The sequence below is a fragment of the Plantibacter sp. VKM Ac-2885 genome, assembly GCF_015351205.1.
Classification (GTDB): Bacteria; Actinomycetota; Actinomycetes; order Actinomycetales; family Microbacteriaceae; genus Plantibacter; species Plantibacter auratus.
The window spans coordinates 1,381,650-1,399,928 of sequence record NZ_JADKSK010000001.1 but is presented as its reverse complement, the minus strand read 5'-3'; the positions used below and the strand labels follow the sequence as shown (position 1 = coordinate 1,399,928).

Below are 18,279 nucleotides of genomic sequence, written 5' to 3'. Positions count from 1 at the left end.
AGGTGCCGACCCGCCGCCGGACGACTCAGATGGCGAGTCGCTCGCGGACGACGTCGGCGAGGCGGTGCGCCAGGCGATCGGCGGTCGGCTGGTCGGCCGCCTCGACCATGACGCGGACGAGCTGCTCGGTGCCGGACGGCCGTAACAGCACGCGTCCGTCGTCTCCGAGCTCGGCTTCGGCAGCTCGTACGGCAGCGTCGACGACCTCGTCGCCGACGAGGCGCGTGCGGTCGACACCGGTGACGTTGACGAGGATCTGCGGATACACCTGCATCACGGCGGCGAGCTCCGCGAGCGTCTTCCCGGTGCGCGCCATCTCGGCCACGATGTGCAGACCGGTGAGGATGCCGTCGCCCGTCGTGGCGTAGTCGGCCATGATCACGTGGCCCGACTGCTCACCGCCGAGCGAATAGGCGTTCGCGTTCATCGCCTCGAGGACGTAGCGGTCGCCGACCCCCGTCTGGACGACGTTGATGCCGTGCTCGCGCATCGCGACGTGCAGGCCGAGGTTGCTCATCACCGTGGCGACGAGCGTGTCGTCCTTGAGCTTGCCGCGCTCCTGCATCGAGACCGCGAGGATGGCCATGATCTGATCGCCGTCGACGACCTTGCCCGCAGCGTCGACCGCGAGGCAACGGTCGGCGTCGCCGTCGTGTGCGATGCCGAGGTCGGCACCGTGCTCGAGGACCGCCTTGGACAGGAGGTCGAGGTGCGTGGAGCCGACGCCGTCGTTGATGTTCATGCCGTCGGGGTCGTTGCCGATGATCGTGACCTTGGCCCCGGCGTCGCGGAAGGTCTCCGGCGACACACCCGCGGCCGCGCCGTGCGCGCAGTCGAGGACGACGTGGATGCCGTCCAGGCGGTTCGGGAGGCTGCCGAGCAGGTGGAGGACGTAGCGGTCCTCGGCGTCGGCGAAGCGGATGATCCGGCCGACGTCGGCGCCGGTCGGGCTGAGCTTGGGGCGGTCGAGGTACTCCTCGATCCGGCGTTCCACCGCGTCGGGGAGCTTCGTGCCGCCGCGGGCGAAGATCTTGATGCCGTTGTCGGGCGCTGGGTTGTGCGAGGCGGAGATCATCACGCCGAAGTCGGCGTCGATGTCGGCGATGAGGAACGCCGTCGCGGGCGTGGGCAGCACGCCGGCCTCGAGCACGTCGACGCCCGAGGACGCCAGGCCCGCCGCGACGGCGGCGGACAGGAACTCGCCGGAGATACGTGGGTCGCGTGCGAGCACGGCGACCGGGCGCTTCCCGGCGGCACGGCGGGCCTCAGCACTACGGCCTTGCCCAAGCACCACTGCGGTGGCTTGGGCAAGGCCGAGAGCGAGGTCTGCCGTCAGGTCGGCGTTCGCGAGTCCGCGTACGCCGTCGGTACCAAACAGCTGAGGCATCGAGCTTCGCTTGTCTTGAGAGCGCTTAGCGCTTCGAGAACTGCGGAGCCTTACGGGCCTTCTTGAGTCCGGCCTTCTTGCGCTCCTTGACGCGAGCGTCACGGGAGAGGAAGCCGGCCTTCTTCAGGGTGGCACGGTTGTTCTCCTCGTCGATCTGGTTCAGCGAGCGAGCGATGCCGAGGCGCAGCGCGCCGGCCTGGCCCGAGGGGCCACCACCGGAGATGCGTGCGATGACGTCGTAGCCGCCGGCCAGGTCGAGGACGGTGAACGGGTCGTTGATGAGCTGCTGGTGCAGCTTGTTCGGGAAGTAGTCCTCGAGCGTGCGGCCGTTGACCGTGATGGTGCCGCTGCCGGGGACGAGACGCACGCGGGCGATGGCCTGCTTGCGACGGCCGACGGCTGCGCCGGGGACGCTCAGCACGGCGCGAGGCGCGGTGACTGCTGCTTCAGGAGCCGACTCGGTGGAGTAGCTCTGCGGGGTCTCTTCGATGGAATCTGCGATGTTCGCCACTGTGTAATCCTTTTTTCTTGTCCGGTGCTTACTGGGCGACCTGGTCGAGCGTGAACGGCTTGGGCTGCTGAGCGGCGTGCGGGTGCTCGCTGCCCGTGTAGACCTTGAGCTTCTTCAGCTGGTCGCGGCCGAGCGTGTTCTTCGGCAGCATGCCGCGGATCGCCTTCTCGACGGCGCGGATCGGGTTCTTCTCGAGGAGCTCGGCGTAGGTGACGGCCGAGAGCCCACCCGGGTAACCGGAGTGGCGGTAGGCCTTCTTCTGCAGGAGCTTGGCGCCGGTGAGGGCCACCTTGTCGGCGTTGATGATGATGACGAAGTCGCCACCGTCCATGTGGGGGGAGAAGGTCGCCTTGTGCTTGCCGCGCAGGAGCGCTGCAGCGTGGCTGGCCAGGCGGCCGAGGACCACGTCGGTGGCGTCGATGACGACCCAGTCGTGCGTGATCTCACTGGCCTTCGGGGAATACGTGCGCGTCACAATAGTGCTGCTTTCTGGTCGGAGTTGGTCGTTCGTGAATCCCGCTCCTGTTGGGTGTTCCGAACGGAACGCCCGAGGTGGAGGGCTCAACTTCGGGTACCGCGCCGCAGAAGGCGCAGGCACCAACGGGAGAGTCTACGCGACGACGTCCCGGCGGTCAATTCCCACCGGGAACCTCACTCGGCGCTCGCTTCCACGTGCTCGTGGCTCCGCCGCTGTCGGGTCTCGGCGGCCCGCGCATGCAACAGCCCCGGCTCGGGGTACCCGACCTCGACGAGGGTGAGTCCGCGCGCCGGCATCACCCGGAAGTCGATCTCGCGGCGTCCGCCGTCGCGGAGCCGGACGACCTCGTCGAGCGACATGCGCCCCTCCCCCACGGCGACGCAGGCGCCGACGAGCGCCCGCACCATGCTGTGGCAGAACGCGTCGGCGGTGAGGCTCGCCACGAGCACGCCCGCCTCGTCCCGCTCCCAGCTGAAGGACTGCAGGGTCCGGATGGTCGTCGCGCGCGGTCTCGGTTTGCAGTACGCCTGGAAGTCGTGGAGCCCGACGAGCGAGGTGGCCGCCCGGTGGAGCAGCTCGACGTCGAGCGACGCCGTCGTCCAGCTCGTCGTCCGCCGGAGGATCGGGTCCTTGCGGACGTCGGCGTCCGCGAGGCGGTAGCGGTAGTGACGCCAGACCGCCGAGAAGCGCGCGTCGAAGCCCTCCGACGCCGGTTCCGCCGTGTGGATCACGACGTCGCGGTCCATCCCGAGCACGCCGTTCAGTCGACGCACGAGGAGGGAGCTCGCGGTCTCGTTCCGCGGCGTCCCGTCGTGGAACTCGGCGTGGCGCCCCTGCAATCGCGTGATCTTCGCGAGCTGTGGCTCGGTGAGGTCGAGGTGGGCCACTTGACCGGCCGCGTGCACCCCGGCATCCGTCCGTCCGGCCACCACGAACCGTGGCATGGGCGGGACGGTCTTCCCGAGCACGCGATACAGCGCCTCCTCCAGGACCCCCTCGACCGTCCGGAGCCCCGGCTGCTTCGCCCATCCGGCGAAGTCCGTGCCGTCGTACGCGATGGCGAGCCGGAACCGCTGGGTCGGGAGAACCTCCGCTGCCGCGACCTGTTCAGCGCTCACGGACGTACGCCAGATCACGCGTCGTCGCGACGAAGCCCTGTCGTTCGTACAGCCCGAGTGCACCCGTGGGGCTGGCCGTGTCGACCTCCAGCGTCGCCCGCTCGAGGCCGGCTGCCTGGATCCGACGAAGCGCCGTGGCCAGCAGAGCCGGTGCGAGTCGTCGGCCACGCCAGTCGCGCACGGTCCCGACGAGGGCGATGTACGCGCTGGTGAACCCCTGCGCGGACCAGCTGTCCTCGTCCACCTCGGCCAGCGTGAAGCCGACGACCCGTCCGTCGTCGTCGATCGCGACCACCGAGAGGTCGGCTCGGAAATGGGACCCGCCGACGAACTGCTCCCACATGGCCGGGACCGTCTCCAGGCTGCCCCAGTGGTCCCGGAACGAGTCGTTCCGAGCCTCCCTCGTGCGTTCGGCCACGTCCGGGTGGTACGCCTCGAGCCGGACACCGTCGGGCACGTCGATCTCGTCGACGGGCGCGGAGAGATCGCGTTCCATGATCGTGAAGTACCGCGCCACGGCGAAGCCGAACCGCTCCAACAGGCGCGCCGCCCCCGGGTTCCGTTCGTCGACGTAGGCGCGGGACGAAGCTGGAGCACCAGTCTCGACGGAGGCCAGCTGCTGCTCGGACCGTTCCAGCGACCACGCGAGCAGCGCTCGGCCGATCCCCCGCTCACGCCATGCGGGATGCACGCCGCCGAAGACGTACGAATACACGGACACGTCTCGTGAGGGCGACAGGATCACCATCGCGTAGGCGACCAGCGTGCCGTCGGCGGCGATCGCCAGCAGGCTGTCCGCAGCCATGTCGATCCACGCGTGGTCGAACTGGTCCGCGATCTCGTCGCGGCTCGTCACCCGGTGGGGGTTGTCGAACGGATCCATGGCGCGGCACAGCGCCACGATGTCGTCGATGTCCGCGCGGACCGCCGGACGCCATTGGTCGACGTCGGGGTGCTGTGGCAGGGCCGGCTGGCCGGCCGGAACGGCGGGAGTGGTACTCATGTCTCCAGCCTAGGACACCGTCGCAGCGCCGCCAGAAACGACGGAACCCCGCCCTCCAGGTGGAGAGCGGGGTTCCGTTCGTGTAGTCGCTGAACCTACTTGGCGTCCTTCGCGGGCGCCTCGTCGGTGGTCTCGCCGGCGTCGACGGACTCGCCGTCGGTCTCGGTCGCCTCGACGGCTTCCGTCGCCTCGGCGTCGGCCGAGGTCTCGGCGGGGGTCTCCTCGGCCGGAGCCTCGTCGACCGGCGCTGCGGCGTGCTTCGCGGACTGCTTGGCCGGCTTCGCCTTCGGCGTGACGGGCTCGAGGACGAGCTCGATCACGGCCATCGGAGCGTTGTCGCCCTTGCGGTAACCGGTCTTGATGATGCGCGTGTAGCCACCCTGACGGTCGGCGACGAGGGGCGCGATCTCCGTGAAGAGCTCGTGGACGACGCTCTTGTCGGTGATGGTCGCGAGCACCCGACGGCGGGCGTGCAGGTCGCCGCGCTTCGCGAAGGTGATCAGGCGCTCAGCGAGCGGACGCAGGCGCTTCGCCTTGGTCTCGGTGGTCTGGATGCGCTTGTGGGTGAACAGCGCAGCAGCGAGGTTGGCGAGCAGGAGACGCTCGTGGGCAGGTCCGCCTCCGAGGCGGGGTCCCTTGGTGGGAGTAGGCATTCTTGTCTCTCTTCAGGTTGGAAAGTCGTCAGGTGGATCGCGTGCTAGGAGACGGTCTCGTCGTCGTAGCCGCTGTAGAAGTGGGCGCCGTCGAACCCGGGAACCGAGTCCTTCAGGGAGAGGCCCATTTCGGTGAGCTTGTCGCGAACTTCATCCACCGACTTCTGTCCGAAGTTGCGGATGTTCATGAGCTGCGTCTCCGACAGCGCGACGAGCTCGCTGACGTTGTTGATGCCCTCGCGCTTGAGGCAGTTGTACGAGCGCACGGAGAGGTCGAGGTCCTCGATCGGGATCGAGAGCTCGCCCGGCAGCACGGCGTCGACCGGCGCGGGGCCGATCTCGATGCCCTCTGCGGCGGTGTTGAGCTCGCGAGCCAGGCCGAACAGCTCGGTCAGCGTGCGACCGGCCGACGCGATGGCGTCGCGCGGCGTGATGGCCGGCTTCGACTCGACGTCGACGACCAGGCGGTCGAAGTCGGTGCGCTCACCGGCACGAGTCGCCTCGACGCGGTAGGTCACCTTGAGGACGGGCGAGTAGATCGAGTCGACGGGGATCTGACCGGCTTCACTGAACTCGTTGCGGTTCTGCGTGGCCGACACGTAGCCGCGGCCACGCTCGATCGTGAGCTCGAGCTCGAACTTCGCCTTGTCGTTGAGGGTCGCGATGACGAGGTCCGGGTTGTGGACCTCGACGCCGGCCGGAGCCGAGATGTCCGCTGCGGTGACCTGGCCTGCGCCGGTCTTGCGGAGGTACGCCGTGATCGGCTCGTCGTGCTCGCTGGAGACGACGAGGCCTTTGATGTTCAGGATGATCTCGGTGACGTCTTCCTTGACACCGGGGATCGTGCTGAACTCGTGCAGCACGCCGTCGATGCGGATGCTGGTGACGGCTGCACCCGGGATGGACGACAGCAGGGTGCGACGGAGCGAGTTCCCGAGGGTGTACCCGAAGCCTGGCTCGAGCGGCTCGATGATGAACCGGCTGCGGAACTCCGAGATGGATTCTTCGGTGAGCGTAGGGCGCTGTGCGATGAGCACTATGGATTCCTTTCGGCTAAGTGTCCGCTATATGACACTTGCGTTGGCGAGGTAGTGAATGGTGTTCGCTGGCCCTGGTCACCAGGACCATGCCGTGATCCGTCCGCGGCGATCAGACGATCGCTACGGACGGATCACGGCCGGTGAACCGAAGGAATTAGACGCGGCGACGCTTCGGGGGGCGGCAGCCGTTGTGTGCCTGAGGCGTGACGTCGTTGATCGAGCCGACCTCGAGGCCTGCGGCCTGGAGGGAACGGATCGCGGTCTCGCGGCCGGAGCCGGGTCCCTTGACGAAGACGTCGACCTTCTTCATGCCGTGCTCCTGCGCCTGACGCGCAGCCGACTCGGCGGCGAGCTGTGCGGCGAACGGGGTCGACTTACGCGAACCCTTGAAGCCGACGCCACCGGACGAAGCCCAGCTGATGACCGCACCCGAGGGGTCGGTGATCGAGACGATCGTGTTGTTGAACGTCGACTTGATGTGGGCCTGGCCCACGGCGATGTTCTTCTTTTCCTTCTTACGCGGCTTCCGAACGGCCGACTTTGGTGCTGCCATGAATATCTCCTGAGTCCTATGACGAGGCGACTAGGCGGGGCCTAGCGAGCCTTCTTCTTGCCGGCGACGGTGCGCTTCGGGCCCTTGCGGGTGCGCGCGTTGGTCTTGGTGCGCTGGCCGCGGACCGGAAGTCCACGACGGTGACGGATGCCCTGGTAGGACCCGATCTCCACCTTGCGGCGGATGTCGGCGGCGACCTCACGGCGGAGGTCACCCTCGACCTTGAAGGTGCCCTCGATGTAATCGCGCAGGGCGATCAGCTGGTCATCGGTGAGATCCTTCACGCGGATGTCTCCGCTGATGCCGGTGTCGGCGAGGGTCTTGAGTGACCGCGTGCGGCCAACACCGTAGATGTACGTCAGTGCAACTTCCACGCGCTTGTCGCGTGGGATGTCTACGCCGGCGAGACGTGCCATGGTGGCTTCTCCTAGGAGTTGTGGAGGTGTGGAGCAGTTCCGGTGCTCGGGCCTCCGACCCGAGGTGTCACCCGCGGCGCACGATGTGCTGCGGGATCTGGAACTGCCGTTAGAGGGGTGGTGCTGTGTTGCTCAGGGCTGCGTGCTGCAGATCCTCTGAAATCAACCCTGGCGCTGCTTGTGGCGCGGGTTCTCGCAGATGACCATGACGCGGCCGTTGCGACGGATGACCTTGCACTTGTCGCAGATCTTCTTGACGCTGGGCTTGACCTTCATAGTTCTCTCTTTTCGCTGTCATCGTGCCGGGCCCACCACCGGATGGTGGCGGCGCGTCCGGCCGTTACTTACAGCGCGACCTACTTGTAGCGGTAGACGATCCGACCACGGGTCAGGTCGTAGGGGGTCAGTTCCACGATCACGCGGTCCTCTGGGAGGATGCGGATGTAGTGCTGACGCATTTTGCCCGAAATGTGGGCAAGTACCTTGTGTCCGTTGGTCAGCTCAACGCGGAACATCGCGTTGGGCAGAGCCTCGACCACTTGGCCCTCGATCTCGATGACGCCGTCTTTTTTGGCCATAGCCTCACTGTCGCTCAGGTTGAGTCGCACTGGTCGTGCGGATGGATTGCGGTGCGGATGTCGGCTCGCCGAAGGCATGCAGAAAGCACCAAAGATCGATTCTATGCTATGTTTCCGGGTTTCGCCAACTCAACGTCGGCCAGGGCCCGTCAGTCGGTGCGGGAGCGCAGCGCGTCGTTGATCTGCGCCGTGAGACCGGCGTCCATCGGCAGCGGACGCCCGTCCACGCCACGCACCGGCGCGGCCAGTCGGACGCTGGAGAGCAGCCAAGCCGCCTCCGCGTCGAGCACGTCCTCCGGTGTCAGCATCCGGTACTCGTGCGGGAGCCCCTGCTCCTCGAGACGGGCCCAGAGCGCGAGCTGCGTGGTGCCGGGCAGGATGCCACTCGACGGAGGCGGTGTCACGAAGGTGCCGCCGATCCGCACGACCACGGTGGAGGTGGGTCCTTCGAGGACGAAGCCGTCGCTGCTGACGAAGAGCACGTCGTCCGCTCCACGTCGGTGCGCCTCACGGAGCGCGGCCATGTTGACCGCGTACGACAGCGTCTTGGCACCGGCGAGCAGCCACGGCGAACGCTCCTGCACGTCGCTCGCGAGACCGCGGTCGAGCAGGACGACCTCGATGCCGTTCTCGCGCTCGGGGAACCCGTCAGCCGGCGTCGCCGAGATCCACGCGGTCGGCCGTCCGCCACTCCCCCGCGTCACGACGAGTCGGACGGCGCTCTGATCGACGTCGGGGAGTTCCGCGACCGCGCGGGCGATGGCGAGCCGCCACTGTGCGTGGTTCGGCGCGGGCAGATCGAGGATCGCCGCCGACTCGGTCAGTCGATCGAGGTGCGCCTCGACCGACTGCGGGTGCCGGCCGACGACACCGATCGTCTCGAAGATCCCATCCCCCCGCGCGGGGCCCAGGTCGAAGACGCTCAAGACACCGGACCCGTCGCCGGCCGGCGTGATCGTGGCCGCGAGGTCGGCGTCGTCGATGACGGTGTCTGCGGGGAGGACGTCGAGAAGGAACACGATCGGCACGCTCATGCCGAGCAACTCTACCGGGACGGAGGAGGTCCGGCCGGCGACCAGGCGGCCGCGCGGTCAGGCGGGACGGACCGGGGTGACGCCGAAGGCGGCGAGGGCGGCGGCTCCGCCATCGTGAGCGGTCAGGACCCAGATGCCGTCGCGGTGCACGGCGACGCTGTGCTCCCAGTGCGCCGCCGAGCCGCCGTCGAGGGTGGCGACGGTCCATTCGTCGTCGCGGACGAAGGTGTCTGGGCTCCCGGCGACCACCATGGGTTCGATGGCCACCACGAGTCCGGGCTTCACTTCGGGTCCACGCTGACGGACCCGGTAGTTGAACACCGGCGGTGCCTCGTGCATCGTGCGTCCGATGCCGTGCCCGACGTAGTCCGTGAGGATCCCGTAGGGCTTCCCCTCGGGTGAGTGGTCCTCGACGTACTCCTCGATCGCGGCACCGACCTGGTTGAGGTGTCGGGCGGTCGCGAGCTCGGCGATCCCGGCCCACAGCGAACCCTCCGTCAACGCCGAAAGGCGCTCGCGCTCGGTGATGAGCTCCGGGCGCGTGGGATCGGGCAGCACGACGGTCATCGCGGAGTCGCCGTTCCAGCCGTCGATCTCGGCGCCGCTGTCGATCGACACGATGTCGCCCGCCTGCAGCACGCGAGACCCGGGGATGCCGTGGACCACGTCCTCGTTGACCGAGGTGCAGACCGTGTGGCGATAGCCGGGCACGAGCTTGAAGTTGGAGTGCCCGCCGGCCGCGACGATGGCCGCCTCGGCAGCCGCGTCGAGTTGCAGCGTCGTCACCCCGGGGGCGACGAGCGCGCGCACCGCATCGAGCGATGCCGCTGTGGCCAGCCCCGGCGCGATCATGGCGCGGATCTGGTCAGGGGTCTTGTAGATCGACTTCCGGAACACCGTGGTGGACGTGTCGGTGCGTCAGACGGCCGGAACGATGATGCCGCGGGCGGCGAGGGCCGCGTCGATCCGAGCGGTGACCTCGGCGACCTCGCCGAGACCGTCGACGGCCACGACGAGTCCACGAGCGGTGAAGACCTCGATCAGCGGGGCGGTCTCCTGCGCGTAGAGCTCCAGCCGGTGACGGATGACCTCTTCCGTGTCGTCGGGACGACCTTCGGCTTCTGCACGCTTCAGCAGCCGCACGACGACCTCTTCGGTGTCGGCCTCCAACAGCACGACGGCGTCCAGACTCGCTCCGCTCTCGGCGAGCAGCGCGTCCAGCGCGACGACCTGGTCGGTCGTCCGCGGGTATCCGTCGAGCAGGAATCCGTCGATCGCATCAGGCTCGTGCAGACGGCCCCGGACGATCTCGTTGGTGACCGAGTCGGGAACGTACCCGCCCCCGCGCACGAGCTCCTGGACCTGCTTGCCGAGCGGTGTGCCGCCCTTGATGTGAGCGCGGAAGATGTCGCCCGTCGAGATCGCGGGGATGCCGAAGCGCTCCGAGAGGAAGGCCGCCTGCGTGCCCTTGCCGGATCCCGGAGGACCGACGATGAGCAGACGGGGCTTGCCGGCCGCGCTCAACGCAGGAGCCCTTCGTAGTGGCGCTGCTGGAGCTGCGAGTCGATCTGCTTGACCGTCTCGAGCCCGACACCGACGATGATGAGGATCGATGCGCCGCCGAACGGGAAGTTGGCGTTCGCGCCCACCAGCGCCAGGGCGATGAGCGGCAGGAGGGCGATCAACCCCAGGTAGATCGATCCGGGCAGGGTCACGCGGGTGAGGACGTAGTCGAGGTATTCGGCCGTCGGGCGTCCGGCACGGATGCCGGGGATGAACCCGCCGTACTTCTTCATGTTGTCGGCGACCTCTTCAGGGTTGAAGGTGATCGCGACGTAGAAGTAGGTGAAGCCGACGATGAGCAGGAAGTACATGAGCATGTACAGCGGGTGGTCGCCCTTGGTGAGGTACTGCTGGATCCACAGGACCCAGGGTGCCGGGGTGCCGGTCGTCGGCTGGTTGAACTGCGCGATGAGGGCCGGCAGGTACAGGATCGACGACGCGAAGATGACGGGCACCACACCGGCCATGTTGACCTTGATGGGGATGTAGGTGTTGTTGCCGCCGTACGTCCGGCGTCCGACCATGCGCTTCGCGTACTGCACCGGGATGCGACGTTGCGACTGCTCGACGAAGACGACGAGTCCGACGATCACGAGGCCGACGGCGAGCACGAGGAGGAAGACCTCGGGGCCCTTCGCGGTCCAGATGGCGGCCAGCGAGCCCGGGAAGGTGGCTGCGATCGAGGTGAAGATGAGGAGCGACATGCCGTTGCCGACGCCGCGCTCGGTGACGAGCTCGGCCATCCACATGACGAGGCCGGTGCCCGCGGTCATGGTGACGACCATGAGGAGCATGCCGTACCAGGTGCCGCCCTGGGCGGTGATGAGGTCGGCGCAGACGCCGCCCTGGTTGCCGAACAGTGCGCCGCTCTTGGCGACGGTGATGAGTGTCGTCGACTGGAGGATGCCGAGGAAGATCGTGAGGTAACGAGTGTACTGCGTCAGCTTGCCCTGGCCGGACTGGCCTTCCTTGTGCAGGGTCTCGAAGTGCGGGATGACCACGCGGAGGAGCTGGACGATGATCGACGCGGTGATGTAGGGCATGATGCCCAGCGCGAAGATGGAGAGTTGGAGGAGCGCGCCACCACTGAAGAGGTTGACGAGCTCGTAGAGGCCTGATGCGCCGGCGGCCTGCTGGTTCGCGAGGCACTGCTGCACGTTCGGGAAGTTCACGAACGGAGCGGGGATGAAGGACCCCAGCCGGTAGATGGCGATGATCCCGAGCGTGAACCCGATCTTGCGACGAAGATCCGGGGTCCGGAAGATCCGGCCGATGGCGCTGAACAAAAGGGGCCTCCTGTGAGATGTTGCGGGGTCGGCCCGGGTGACCGGCATGATGCCGGCCACCCGAGTGAGCTCCTGTGCGGAGCCGGCCGAGGGCTACTTGACGCTGCCCCCGGCTGCCACGATCTTCTGCTCAGCTGAGCCGGAGACCTTGTCAACCGCGACATTCAGCTTAACCGAGATGTCACCGTTTCCGAGAACCTTGACCTTCTCGTTCTTCCGGACGGCACCCTTGGCGACGAGGTCCACCGTGGTGACGTCGCCACCCTTCGGGTACAGCTCGGCGAGCTTCTCCAGGTTCACGACCTGGTACTCGACGCGGAAGGGGTTCTTGAAGCCACGGAGCTTCGGGGTGCGCATGTGCAGCGGCATCTGCCCACCCTCGAAGCCGACCTTGACGTTGTAACGCGCCTTCGTACCCTTGGTACCACGACCGGCGGTCTTACCCTTGGACGCCTCACCACGGCCGACACGCATCCGGGACTTCTTGGCCCCGGCTGCCGGACGCAGGTGGTGCACCTTCAGGACCTGCTCGCGCTTCTCGGCGGGCTCGTCCTTCGCGGGCTTCTTGGCGGCAGCAGCCTTGGGGGCTGCCTTCGCCTTGGGCTCGGCCTTCGCGGCAGCCGTCTTCGGAGCTGCCTTCGCAGCGGCCTTGGGGGCCTTCTCCTCAGTGGTTTCGTTCTTCTCAGCCATTAGTCGATCTCCTCAACCTGTACGAGGTGAGCAACAGTGTTCACGTAGCCGCGGTTCTGCGCGTTGTCCGGGCGGACGACGACAGCACCGATGCGACGGAGACCCAGGCTGCGAAGCGTGTCGCGCTGGTTCTGCTTCTCACTAATTCTGCCCTTGATCTGGGTGATCCTCAGCTGGGCCATCAGGCACCTACCTTCGCAGCAGCGGCCGCCTGAACGGCCTCTGCCTCTGCACGGAGCAGGCGGGCCGGAGCGACCTGGTCGAACTCGAGACCACGACGGGCTGCGACGGCACGAGGTTCCTCGAGCTGCTTCAGCGCCGTGACGGTCGCGTGGACGATGTTGATCGTGTTGGACGAACCGAGCGACTTGCTCAGCACGTCGTGGATGCCGGCGCACTCGAGGACGGCGCGGACGGGACCACCGGCGATGACACCGGTACCAGCGGCGGCGGGGCGCAGGAGCACCACACCGGCTGCTGCCTCACCCTGGGTGGGGTGCGGGATGGTCGAGCCGACGCGCGGGACGCGGAAGAAGTTCTTCTTCGCCTCTTCGACGCCCTTCGCGATCGCGAGCGGGACTTCGCGAGCCTTGCCGTAGCCGACGCCAACCATGCCGTTGCCGTCACCGACGACCACGAGGGCGGTGAAGCTGAAGCGACGACCACCCTTCACGACCTTCGAGACACGGTTGATGGTCACGACGCGCTCCAGGAACTGGCTCTTGTCGCTGTCGCGGCTACCGCGGTCGCGGTTGGGGTTGCGCTCGCGGCCGCCGCGGCGCGCCTCGCGCGGCTCGCGGTCGCCGGTGGGCGCCGTCGATGCCGCGGTCTCGACCGGGGCCTCGGCCACGGTCGCCACAGGCTCTTGCTGCTGCTTGTTGTCTTCGCTCACAGGTTCAATCCGCCCTCTCGAGCACCATCGGCAATTGCTGCCACGCGACCTGCGTAGCGGTTGCCTCCACGGTCAAATACGACATCGTCGATGCCGGCTGCCTTGGCACGCTCGGCGATGAGTTCGCCGACCTTGCGCGACTTGGCGGTCTTGTCGCCGTCGAACGTCCGGAGGGTGTCCTCCATGGTCGAGGCGGAGACGAGGGTGTGACCCTTCGTGTCATCGACAACCTGCACGAACACGTGACGGGCTGAACGGTTGACGACGAGGCGCGGACGGACCGCGGTGCCCTCGACCTTCTTGCGCAGACGCGTGTGGCGACGGCCACGTGCGGCAGTCTTCGTTGGACGAGCCATGGTTACTTACCAGCCTTTCCGGCCTTGCGACGCACGATCTCGCCGGCGTAGCGCACACCCTTGCCCTTGTACGGCTCGGGCTTGCGGATCTTACGGATGTTGGCGGCGACCTCGCCGACGGCCTGCTTGTCGATACCGGCGACCGTGAGCTTGTTGTTGCCCTCGACGGTCAGCGTGATGCCGACCGGCGGCTCGACGGTGACGGGGTGCGAGAAGCCGAGCGCGAACTCGACGGCGCTGCCCTTCTGAGCGACGCGGTAACCGGTACCGACGACCTCGAGGCCCTTGGTGTAGCCCTGGGTGACGCCGATGATCTGGTTCGCGATGAGCGTGCGGGTCAGGCCGTGGAGCGAGCGCGAGTTGCGCTCGTCGTCGGGACGCGTGACGAGCAGCTGTGCGTCTTCGAGCTTGACCTCGATGGGGCTCGCGACGGTGAGCTGGAGCTCACCCTTCGGGCCCTTGACGGTGACGTTCTGACCGGCGACGTCGATGGTGACGCCTGCCGGGATGTCGATGGGGAGTCTTCCAATACGAGACATGACTGGCTACCACACGTAGGCGAGGACTTCCCCACCCACGCCCTTCTTCTCGGCCTGGCGGTCCGTGAGGAGGCCGCTGGAGGTGGACAGGATGACGACGCCGAGGCCGCCGAGGACCTTGGGGATCTCGTTCGACTTCGCGTAGACGCGGAGGCCGGGCTTCGAGACGCGCTTGATGCCGGCGATGGAACGCTCGCGGTTCGGGCCGAACTTGAGGCTCAGCGAGAGCGTCTGTCCGACGGCCGCGTCAGCGACCTCCCAGCCGGAGATGTAGCCCTCGGACTTGAGGATCTCGGCGATGTTCACCTTGAGCTTGGAGTGCGGCATCGACACGGTGTCGTGGTGCGCCGAGTTCGCATTGCGCAGTCTGGTCAGCATGTCTGCGACCGGATCTGTCATGGTCATATCGAGTGTTTCCTTTGTTCACCAGGTTTCGACATCCTGTGCAAGGGTGCCGACCTGTGGTGGTTGAACCGTTCTGGGCAGGAGTGCCCCGAACGGGCGGAAGCCCGGTCCTCGACATACACCGAGGACCGGGCAGAAGCTCAGCCTACTTGGACTCAGCCGCCTTGAACGGGAAGCCGAGCGCCTTGAGCAGCGCGCGACCCTCGTCGTCGTTCTTGGCCGTGGTCACGACAGTGATGTCGAAGCCGCGGACACGATCGATCTTGTCCTGGTCGATCTCGTGGAACATGGACTGCTCCTGGAGACCGAAGGTGTAGTTGCCGTTGCCGTCGAACTGCTTGTCCGAGAGACCGCGGAAGTCGCGGATACGCGGAAGAGCGAGGCTCAGCAGGCGGTCGAGGAACTCCCAAGCGCGGTCGCCACGAAGCGTGACGTGAGCGCCGATAGGCTGACCCTCGCGCAGCTTGAACTGCGCGATGGACTTGCGTGCCTTGGTGACCTGCGGCTTCTGGCCGGTGATCTTGGTGAGGTCCGAAACAGCGCCGTCGATGACCTTGCTGTCGCGAGCGGCCTCGCCCACACCGGTGTTGACGACGACCTTCACGAGTCCGGGCACCTGGTGCACGTTCGTGAAGCCGAAGTCCTTCTGCAGCTGCGGAAGGATCTCAGCGCGGTACTTCTGCTTGAGACGGGGCTGGATTTTGCCAGTCGCCACTTCTGTGTCGGTCATTACAGGTCCTTACCTGACTTCTTGGCGTAACGAACGCGGACCGTCTTGGTGACGCCGTCCTTCGTGACTTCCTCGTTGCGGTGGCCGACCTTGGTCGGGCCCTTGGTCTCCGGGTCGACGAGCGCGACGTTGGAGATGTGGATCGAAGCCTCGACGGTCTCGATGCCGCCGGTCTTCGTTCCACGCTGGGTCTGGCCGACACGGGAGTGCTTCGTGACGTAGTTGACGCCCTCCACGATCACCCGGTTCTTGTCCGCCAGGACCTCGATGACGCGACCCTGCTTGCCGCGGTAACCACCGCGGTCCTGCTTCGGGCCGGAGACGACCTGAACCAGGTCGCCCTTCTTGATCTTTGCCATGACTTAGATAACCTCCGGCGCCAACGAGACGATCTTCATGAACTTCTTGTCACGAAGCTCGCGACCGACCGGTCCGAAGATGCGGGTACCACGGGGGTCCCCGTCAGCCTTCAGGATGACAGCGGCGTTCTCGTCGAACTTGATGTACGAACCGTCGGAACGACGGGTCTGCTTGCGGGTGCGGACGATGACCGCCTTGACGACGTCGCCCTTCTTGACGTTGCCACCGGGGATCGCGTCCTTGACGGTCGCGACGATGGTGTCACCGAGGCCCGCGTAGCGGCGGCCGGAGCCACCGAGCACGCGAATGGTCAGGAGCTCCTTGGCGCCGGTGTTGTCGGCGACCTTGACTCGTGATTCTTGCTGAAGCATTGTTCGCTTTCCTCTCAGTAAGCCGCGAGGCCTACTTGGCCTTCTCGAGAATCTCGACCAGACGCCAGCGCTTGGTGGCGCTGGTGGGGCGGGTCTCGCTGATCAGGACGAGGTCGCCGATGCCGGCGGAGTTCGCCTCGTCGTGAGCCTTGACCTTGGAGGTGCGGCGGATGACCTTGCCGTAGAGCGGGTGCTTCACGCGGTCCTCGACCTCGACGACGATGGTCTTCTCCATCTTGTCGCTGGTCACCAGACCACGGCGGGTCTTGCGGTAGCCACGAGCAGCGGCGTCCTTGACGTCGTGCTCGGCCGACTCGTGACCCTCGGGGGCCTTGTCAGTAGCGGTAGCCATGTCTAGGCCTCCTTCGTGGTCTCGGCGTCGGCTGCAGCGGTGTCCTCGGACTTCGGTGCGGCCTTGGCCTTCTTGGTCTTCTTCTCGGCCTTGGCCTCGACGACCTCGACGGTCGGCGTGGCCCGGATGCCGAGCTCGCGCTCACGGATGACCGTGTAGATGCGAGCGATGTCGCGCTTCACGGCGCGCAGGCGGCCGTGGTTCTCGAGCTGCCCCGTGGCCGACTGGAAGCGCAGGTTGAACAGCTCTTCCTTGGCCTTGCGGAGCTCCTCGATGAGGCGCTGGTCTTCAAAGGTGTCGAGCTCGACGGGGGTGAGCTCCTTGGATCCGATCGCCATTATGCGTCGCCCTCCTCGCGCTTGATGATGCGTGCCTTGAGGGGCAGCTTGTGGATTGCACGGGTCAGCGCCTCGCGGGCCAGGGTCTCATCGACTCCGGCGACCTCGAACAGCACACGACCCGGCTTGACGTTCGCGACCCACCACTCGGGCGAACCCTTACCGGAACCCATGCGGGTTTCGGCGGGCTTCTTGGTCAGCGGACGGTCGGGGTAGATGTTGATCCACACCTTTCCGCCACGCTTGATGTGACGCGTCATGGCGATACGAGCGGACTCGATCTGACGGTTGGTCACGTAAGCGGGCGTCAGGGCCTGGATACCGTACTCACCGAACGACACCTTGGTGCCACCGGTCGCCTGGCCGGAACGGCCGGGGTGGTGCTGCTTCCGGTGCTTGACTTTGCGTGGGATCAACATGGTTATGCCTCAACTCCTGCGGCGGCGGGCGCCTCAGCAGCTGCCTTGGGGGCGCTGCTCGGACCGGCGTTCCGACGGGGGCGGTCGCCACCGTCGCGACGTTCCGGACGCGTCGACTTCTGGTTGGCCTGCTCGCGAGCAAGCTCCTTGTTGGTGATGTCGCCCTTGTAGATCCAGACCTTCACGCCGATGCGGCCGAACGTGGTCTTCGCCTCGTAGAAGCCGTAGTCGATGTTCGCGCGGAGCGTGTGCAGCGGCACACGGCCTTCGCGGTAGAACTCGGAACGGCTCATCTCGGCGCCGCCGAGGCGGCCGGACACCTGGATGCGGACACCCTTGACGGTGGACGTGCGCTGAGCGCCCTGCAGGCCCTTACGCATCGCGCGGCGGAAGGCCACACGTGCGGAGAGCTGCTCGGCGATGCCCTGCGCGACGAGCTGAGCGTCGGCCTCGGGGTTCTTGACCTCGAGGATGTTCAGCTGGATCTGCTTCTTCGTGAGCTTCTCGAGGTCGGCGCGGATGCGCTCGGCCTCGGCGCCACGGCGACCGATCACGATGCCCGGACGGGCGGTGTGGATGTCGACGCGGACGCGGTCACGGGTGCGCTCGATCTCGATGCGGCTGACACCAGCGCGGTCGAGCGAGGTCGCCAGCAGACGGCGGATCTTGACGTCTTCCGCGACGAAGTCGCTGTAACGCTGACCCTTCTTCGTGCTGTCGGAGAACCAACGCGACACGTGGTCGGTCGTGATTCCCAGACGGAAGCCGTATGGATTGACTTTCTGACCCATTACTTGCTCACCTTCTTGGCCTTGGCAGCGCCGGCAGTCTCATCAGGCGTCGAGAGCTCGACGGTGATGTGGCTGGTGCGCTTGAGGATGCGGAACGCGCGGCCCTGTGCGCGGGGACGGAAACGCTTGAGGGTTGCACCCTCATCGACGTACGCCTTCGCGATGTACAGGTCCTGCTCGTCAAGGAACACGTTGTCCTTGTCGGCCGTGACGCGAGCGTTCGCGATGGCCGAGGCAACGAGCTTGTAGATGGGCTCGCTGGCGCTCTGTGGTGCGAACTTCAGGATGGCCAAGGCCTCCTGAGCCTGCTTGCCACGGATGAGCGCGACGACACGACGGGCCTTCTGGGGGGTGACGCGGATGTGTCGCACGCGGGCGATCGACTCCACCATTTCTCTTCCTCCTTCACGTCACCG

The 18,279-nt window shown here is 66.8% G+C and carries 29 protein-coding genes; all 29 read right to left on the bottom strand.

From position 1 onward, the window contains the following. Positions 1-25 precede the first annotated feature (25 nt). The 29 genes from glmM to rplV all read right to left on the bottom strand — a co-directional run bounded on the left by glmM (position 26) and on the right by rplV (position 18,255). The gene (glmM, locus tag ITJ66_RS06750; RefSeq protein WP_194644115.1) at positions 26-1,387 is read right to left on the bottom strand and encodes a phosphoglucosamine mutase; all 1,362 of its coding nucleotides are present in this window, start codon (positions 1,385-1,387) and stop codon (positions 26-28) included. Positions 1,388-1,412: 25 nt separating this feature from the next. Further along, a complete protein-coding gene (gene rpsI / locus ITJ66_RS06745) occupies positions 1,413-1,898 on the bottom strand; it encodes a 30S ribosomal protein S9 (protein ID WP_064296683.1) in 486 nt (161 codons plus the stop codon). A 28-nt stretch (positions 1,899-1,926) separates the two neighbouring features. Beyond that, the gene (gene rplM, locus ITJ66_RS06740) at positions 1,927-2,373 is read right to left on the bottom strand and encodes a 50S ribosomal protein L13 (RefSeq protein WP_071259493.1); all 447 of its coding nucleotides are present in this window, start codon (positions 2,371-2,373) and stop codon (positions 1,927-1,929) included. A 176-nt stretch (positions 2,374-2,549) separates the two neighbouring features. Further along, on the bottom strand, positions 2,550-3,494 hold the full coding sequence (truA, locus tag ITJ66_RS06735; RefSeq protein ID WP_194644113.1) for a tRNA pseudouridine(38-40) synthase TruA: 945 nt from the start codon (positions 3,492-3,494) through the stop codon (positions 2,550-2,552). Next, positions 3,484-4,497: a GNAT family N-acetyltransferase gene (locus ITJ66_RS06730; protein WP_194644111.1), complete on the bottom strand. Its 1,014-nt coding sequence runs from the start codon at positions 4,495-4,497 to the stop codon at positions 3,484-3,486. The genes truA and ITJ66_RS06730 overlap by 11 nt, the downstream gene beginning before the upstream one ends. A gap of 95 nt (positions 4,498-4,592) precedes the next feature. Continuing rightward, entirely contained in the window at positions 4,593-5,150 is a 558-nt protein-coding gene (gene rplQ / locus ITJ66_RS06725) for a 50S ribosomal protein L17 (RefSeq protein ID WP_085510253.1), read from the bottom strand. Positions 5,151-5,194: 44 nt separating this feature from the next. Beyond that, positions 5,195-6,187, bottom strand: a complete 993-nt coding sequence (locus ITJ66_RS06720; RefSeq protein ID WP_056008091.1) for a DNA-directed RNA polymerase subunit alpha — start codon at positions 6,185-6,187, stop codon at positions 5,195-5,197. A 157-nt stretch (positions 6,188-6,344) separates the two neighbouring features. Beyond that, the gene (gene rpsK, locus ITJ66_RS06715; protein ID WP_056008094.1) at positions 6,345-6,743 is read right to left on the bottom strand and encodes a 30S ribosomal protein S11; all 399 of its coding nucleotides are present in this window, start codon (positions 6,741-6,743) and stop codon (positions 6,345-6,347) included. 41 nt (positions 6,744-6,784) lie between these two features. Then, the gene (rpsM, locus tag ITJ66_RS06710) at positions 6,785-7,159 is read right to left on the bottom strand and encodes a 30S ribosomal protein S13 (protein ID WP_064296688.1); all 375 of its coding nucleotides are present in this window, start codon (positions 7,157-7,159) and stop codon (positions 6,785-6,787) included. 162 nt (positions 7,160-7,321) lie between these two features. Beyond that, positions 7,322-7,435 (bottom strand): 50S ribosomal protein L36, encoded by a 114-nt coding sequence (gene rpmJ, locus ITJ66_RS06705; RefSeq protein WP_021759549.1) that lies wholly within the window; start codon positions 7,433-7,435, stop codon positions 7,322-7,324. 80 nt (positions 7,436-7,515) lie between these two features. After that, positions 7,516-7,737: a translation initiation factor IF-1 gene (infA, locus tag ITJ66_RS06700; protein ID WP_017885304.1), complete on the bottom strand. Its 222-nt coding sequence runs from the start codon at positions 7,735-7,737 to the stop codon at positions 7,516-7,518. A gap of 149 nt (positions 7,738-7,886) precedes the next feature. Beyond that, a complete protein-coding gene (locus ITJ66_RS06695) occupies positions 7,887-8,771 on the bottom strand; it encodes an aminodeoxychorismate lyase (RefSeq protein WP_213014296.1) in 885 nt (294 codons plus the stop codon). A gap of 57 nt (positions 8,772-8,828) precedes the next feature. Continuing rightward, positions 8,829-9,668 (bottom strand): type I methionyl aminopeptidase, encoded by an 840-nt coding sequence (gene map / locus ITJ66_RS06690; protein WP_194644109.1) that lies wholly within the window; start codon positions 9,666-9,668, stop codon positions 8,829-8,831. A 21-nt stretch (positions 9,669-9,689) separates the two neighbouring features. Further along, on the bottom strand, positions 9,690-10,295 hold the full coding sequence (locus ITJ66_RS06685; RefSeq protein ID WP_124768820.1) for an adenylate kinase: 606 nt from the start codon (positions 10,293-10,295) through the stop codon (positions 9,690-9,692). Then, the gene (gene secY / locus ITJ66_RS06680; RefSeq protein WP_085510249.1) at positions 10,292-11,620 is read right to left on the bottom strand and encodes a preprotein translocase subunit SecY; all 1,329 of its coding nucleotides are present in this window, start codon (positions 11,618-11,620) and stop codon (positions 10,292-10,294) included. The genes ITJ66_RS06685 and secY overlap by 4 nt, the downstream gene beginning before the upstream one ends. Positions 11,621-11,713: 93 nt before the next feature. Further along, positions 11,714-12,310, bottom strand: a complete 597-nt coding sequence (gene rplO / locus ITJ66_RS06675; RefSeq protein WP_079705265.1) for a 50S ribosomal protein L15 — start codon at positions 12,308-12,310, stop codon at positions 11,714-11,716. After that, positions 12,310-12,492 (bottom strand): 50S ribosomal protein L30, encoded by a 183-nt coding sequence (gene rpmD, locus ITJ66_RS06670; protein ID WP_079001710.1) that lies wholly within the window; start codon positions 12,490-12,492, stop codon positions 12,310-12,312. The genes rplO and rpmD overlap by 1 nt, the downstream gene beginning before the upstream one ends. After that, complete coding sequence (gene rpsE, locus ITJ66_RS19755; RefSeq protein ID WP_229939737.1) at positions 12,492-13,160, bottom strand: 30S ribosomal protein S5; 669 nt, start codon at positions 13,158-13,160, stop codon at positions 12,492-12,494. The genes rpmD and rpsE overlap by 1 nt, the downstream gene beginning before the upstream one ends. 38 nt (positions 13,161-13,198) lie before the next feature. Continuing rightward, the gene (gene rplR / locus ITJ66_RS06660; protein ID WP_064296693.1) at positions 13,199-13,558 is read right to left on the bottom strand and encodes a 50S ribosomal protein L18; all 360 of its coding nucleotides are present in this window, start codon (positions 13,556-13,558) and stop codon (positions 13,199-13,201) included. A 2-nt stretch (positions 13,559-13,560) separates the two neighbouring features. Further along, positions 13,561-14,097 (bottom strand): 50S ribosomal protein L6, encoded by a 537-nt coding sequence (gene rplF, locus ITJ66_RS06655; RefSeq protein ID WP_064296694.1) that lies wholly within the window; start codon positions 14,095-14,097, stop codon positions 13,561-13,563. Between the two features lie 6 nt (positions 14,098-14,103). Beyond that, on the bottom strand, positions 14,104-14,502 hold the full coding sequence (rpsH, locus tag ITJ66_RS06650; RefSeq protein WP_064296695.1) for a 30S ribosomal protein S8: 399 nt from the start codon (positions 14,500-14,502) through the stop codon (positions 14,104-14,106). 145 nt (positions 14,503-14,647) lie between these two features. After that, positions 14,648-15,232, bottom strand: a complete 585-nt coding sequence (gene rplE, locus ITJ66_RS06645; protein WP_056008119.1) for a 50S ribosomal protein L5 — start codon at positions 15,230-15,232, stop codon at positions 14,648-14,650. Then, positions 15,232-15,591 carry a 50S ribosomal protein L24 gene (rplX, locus tag ITJ66_RS06640; RefSeq protein WP_056008121.1) on the bottom strand — a complete coding sequence of 120 codons (360 nt, stop codon included), beginning with the start codon at positions 15,589-15,591 and terminating at the stop codon, positions 15,232-15,234. The genes rplE and rplX overlap by 1 nt, the downstream gene beginning before the upstream one ends. Positions 15,592-15,594: 3 nt before the next feature. Then, positions 15,595-15,963, bottom strand: a complete 369-nt coding sequence (rplN, locus tag ITJ66_RS06635; RefSeq protein WP_064296696.1) for a 50S ribosomal protein L14 — start codon at positions 15,961-15,963, stop codon at positions 15,595-15,597. A 31-nt stretch (positions 15,964-15,994) separates the two neighbouring features. Next, positions 15,995-16,315, bottom strand: coding sequence for a 30S ribosomal protein S17 (gene rpsQ / locus ITJ66_RS06630; protein WP_056008125.1), 321 nt, complete (start codon positions 16,313-16,315; stop codon positions 15,995-15,997). 2 nt (positions 16,316-16,317) lie between these two features. Next, on the bottom strand, positions 16,318-16,653 hold the full coding sequence (gene rpmC, locus ITJ66_RS06625) for a 50S ribosomal protein L29 (protein ID WP_064296697.1): 336 nt from the start codon (positions 16,651-16,653) through the stop codon (positions 16,318-16,320). Beyond that, positions 16,653-17,072, bottom strand: coding sequence for a 50S ribosomal protein L16 (gene rplP, locus ITJ66_RS06620; RefSeq protein WP_056008131.1), 420 nt, complete (start codon positions 17,070-17,072; stop codon positions 16,653-16,655). Before rplP ends, rpmC begins: the two co-directional genes overlap by 1 nt. Positions 17,073-17,074: 2 nt before the next feature. After that, the gene (gene rpsC, locus ITJ66_RS06615; RefSeq protein WP_064296699.1) at positions 17,075-17,863 is read right to left on the bottom strand and encodes a 30S ribosomal protein S3; all 789 of its coding nucleotides are present in this window, start codon (positions 17,861-17,863) and stop codon (positions 17,075-17,077) included. Further along, a complete protein-coding gene (gene rplV, locus ITJ66_RS06610; RefSeq protein ID WP_056008137.1) occupies positions 17,863-18,255 on the bottom strand; it encodes a 50S ribosomal protein L22 in 393 nt (130 codons plus the stop codon). The genes rpsC and rplV overlap by 1 nt, the downstream gene beginning before the upstream one ends. Positions 18,256-18,279 lie beyond the last annotated feature (24 nt).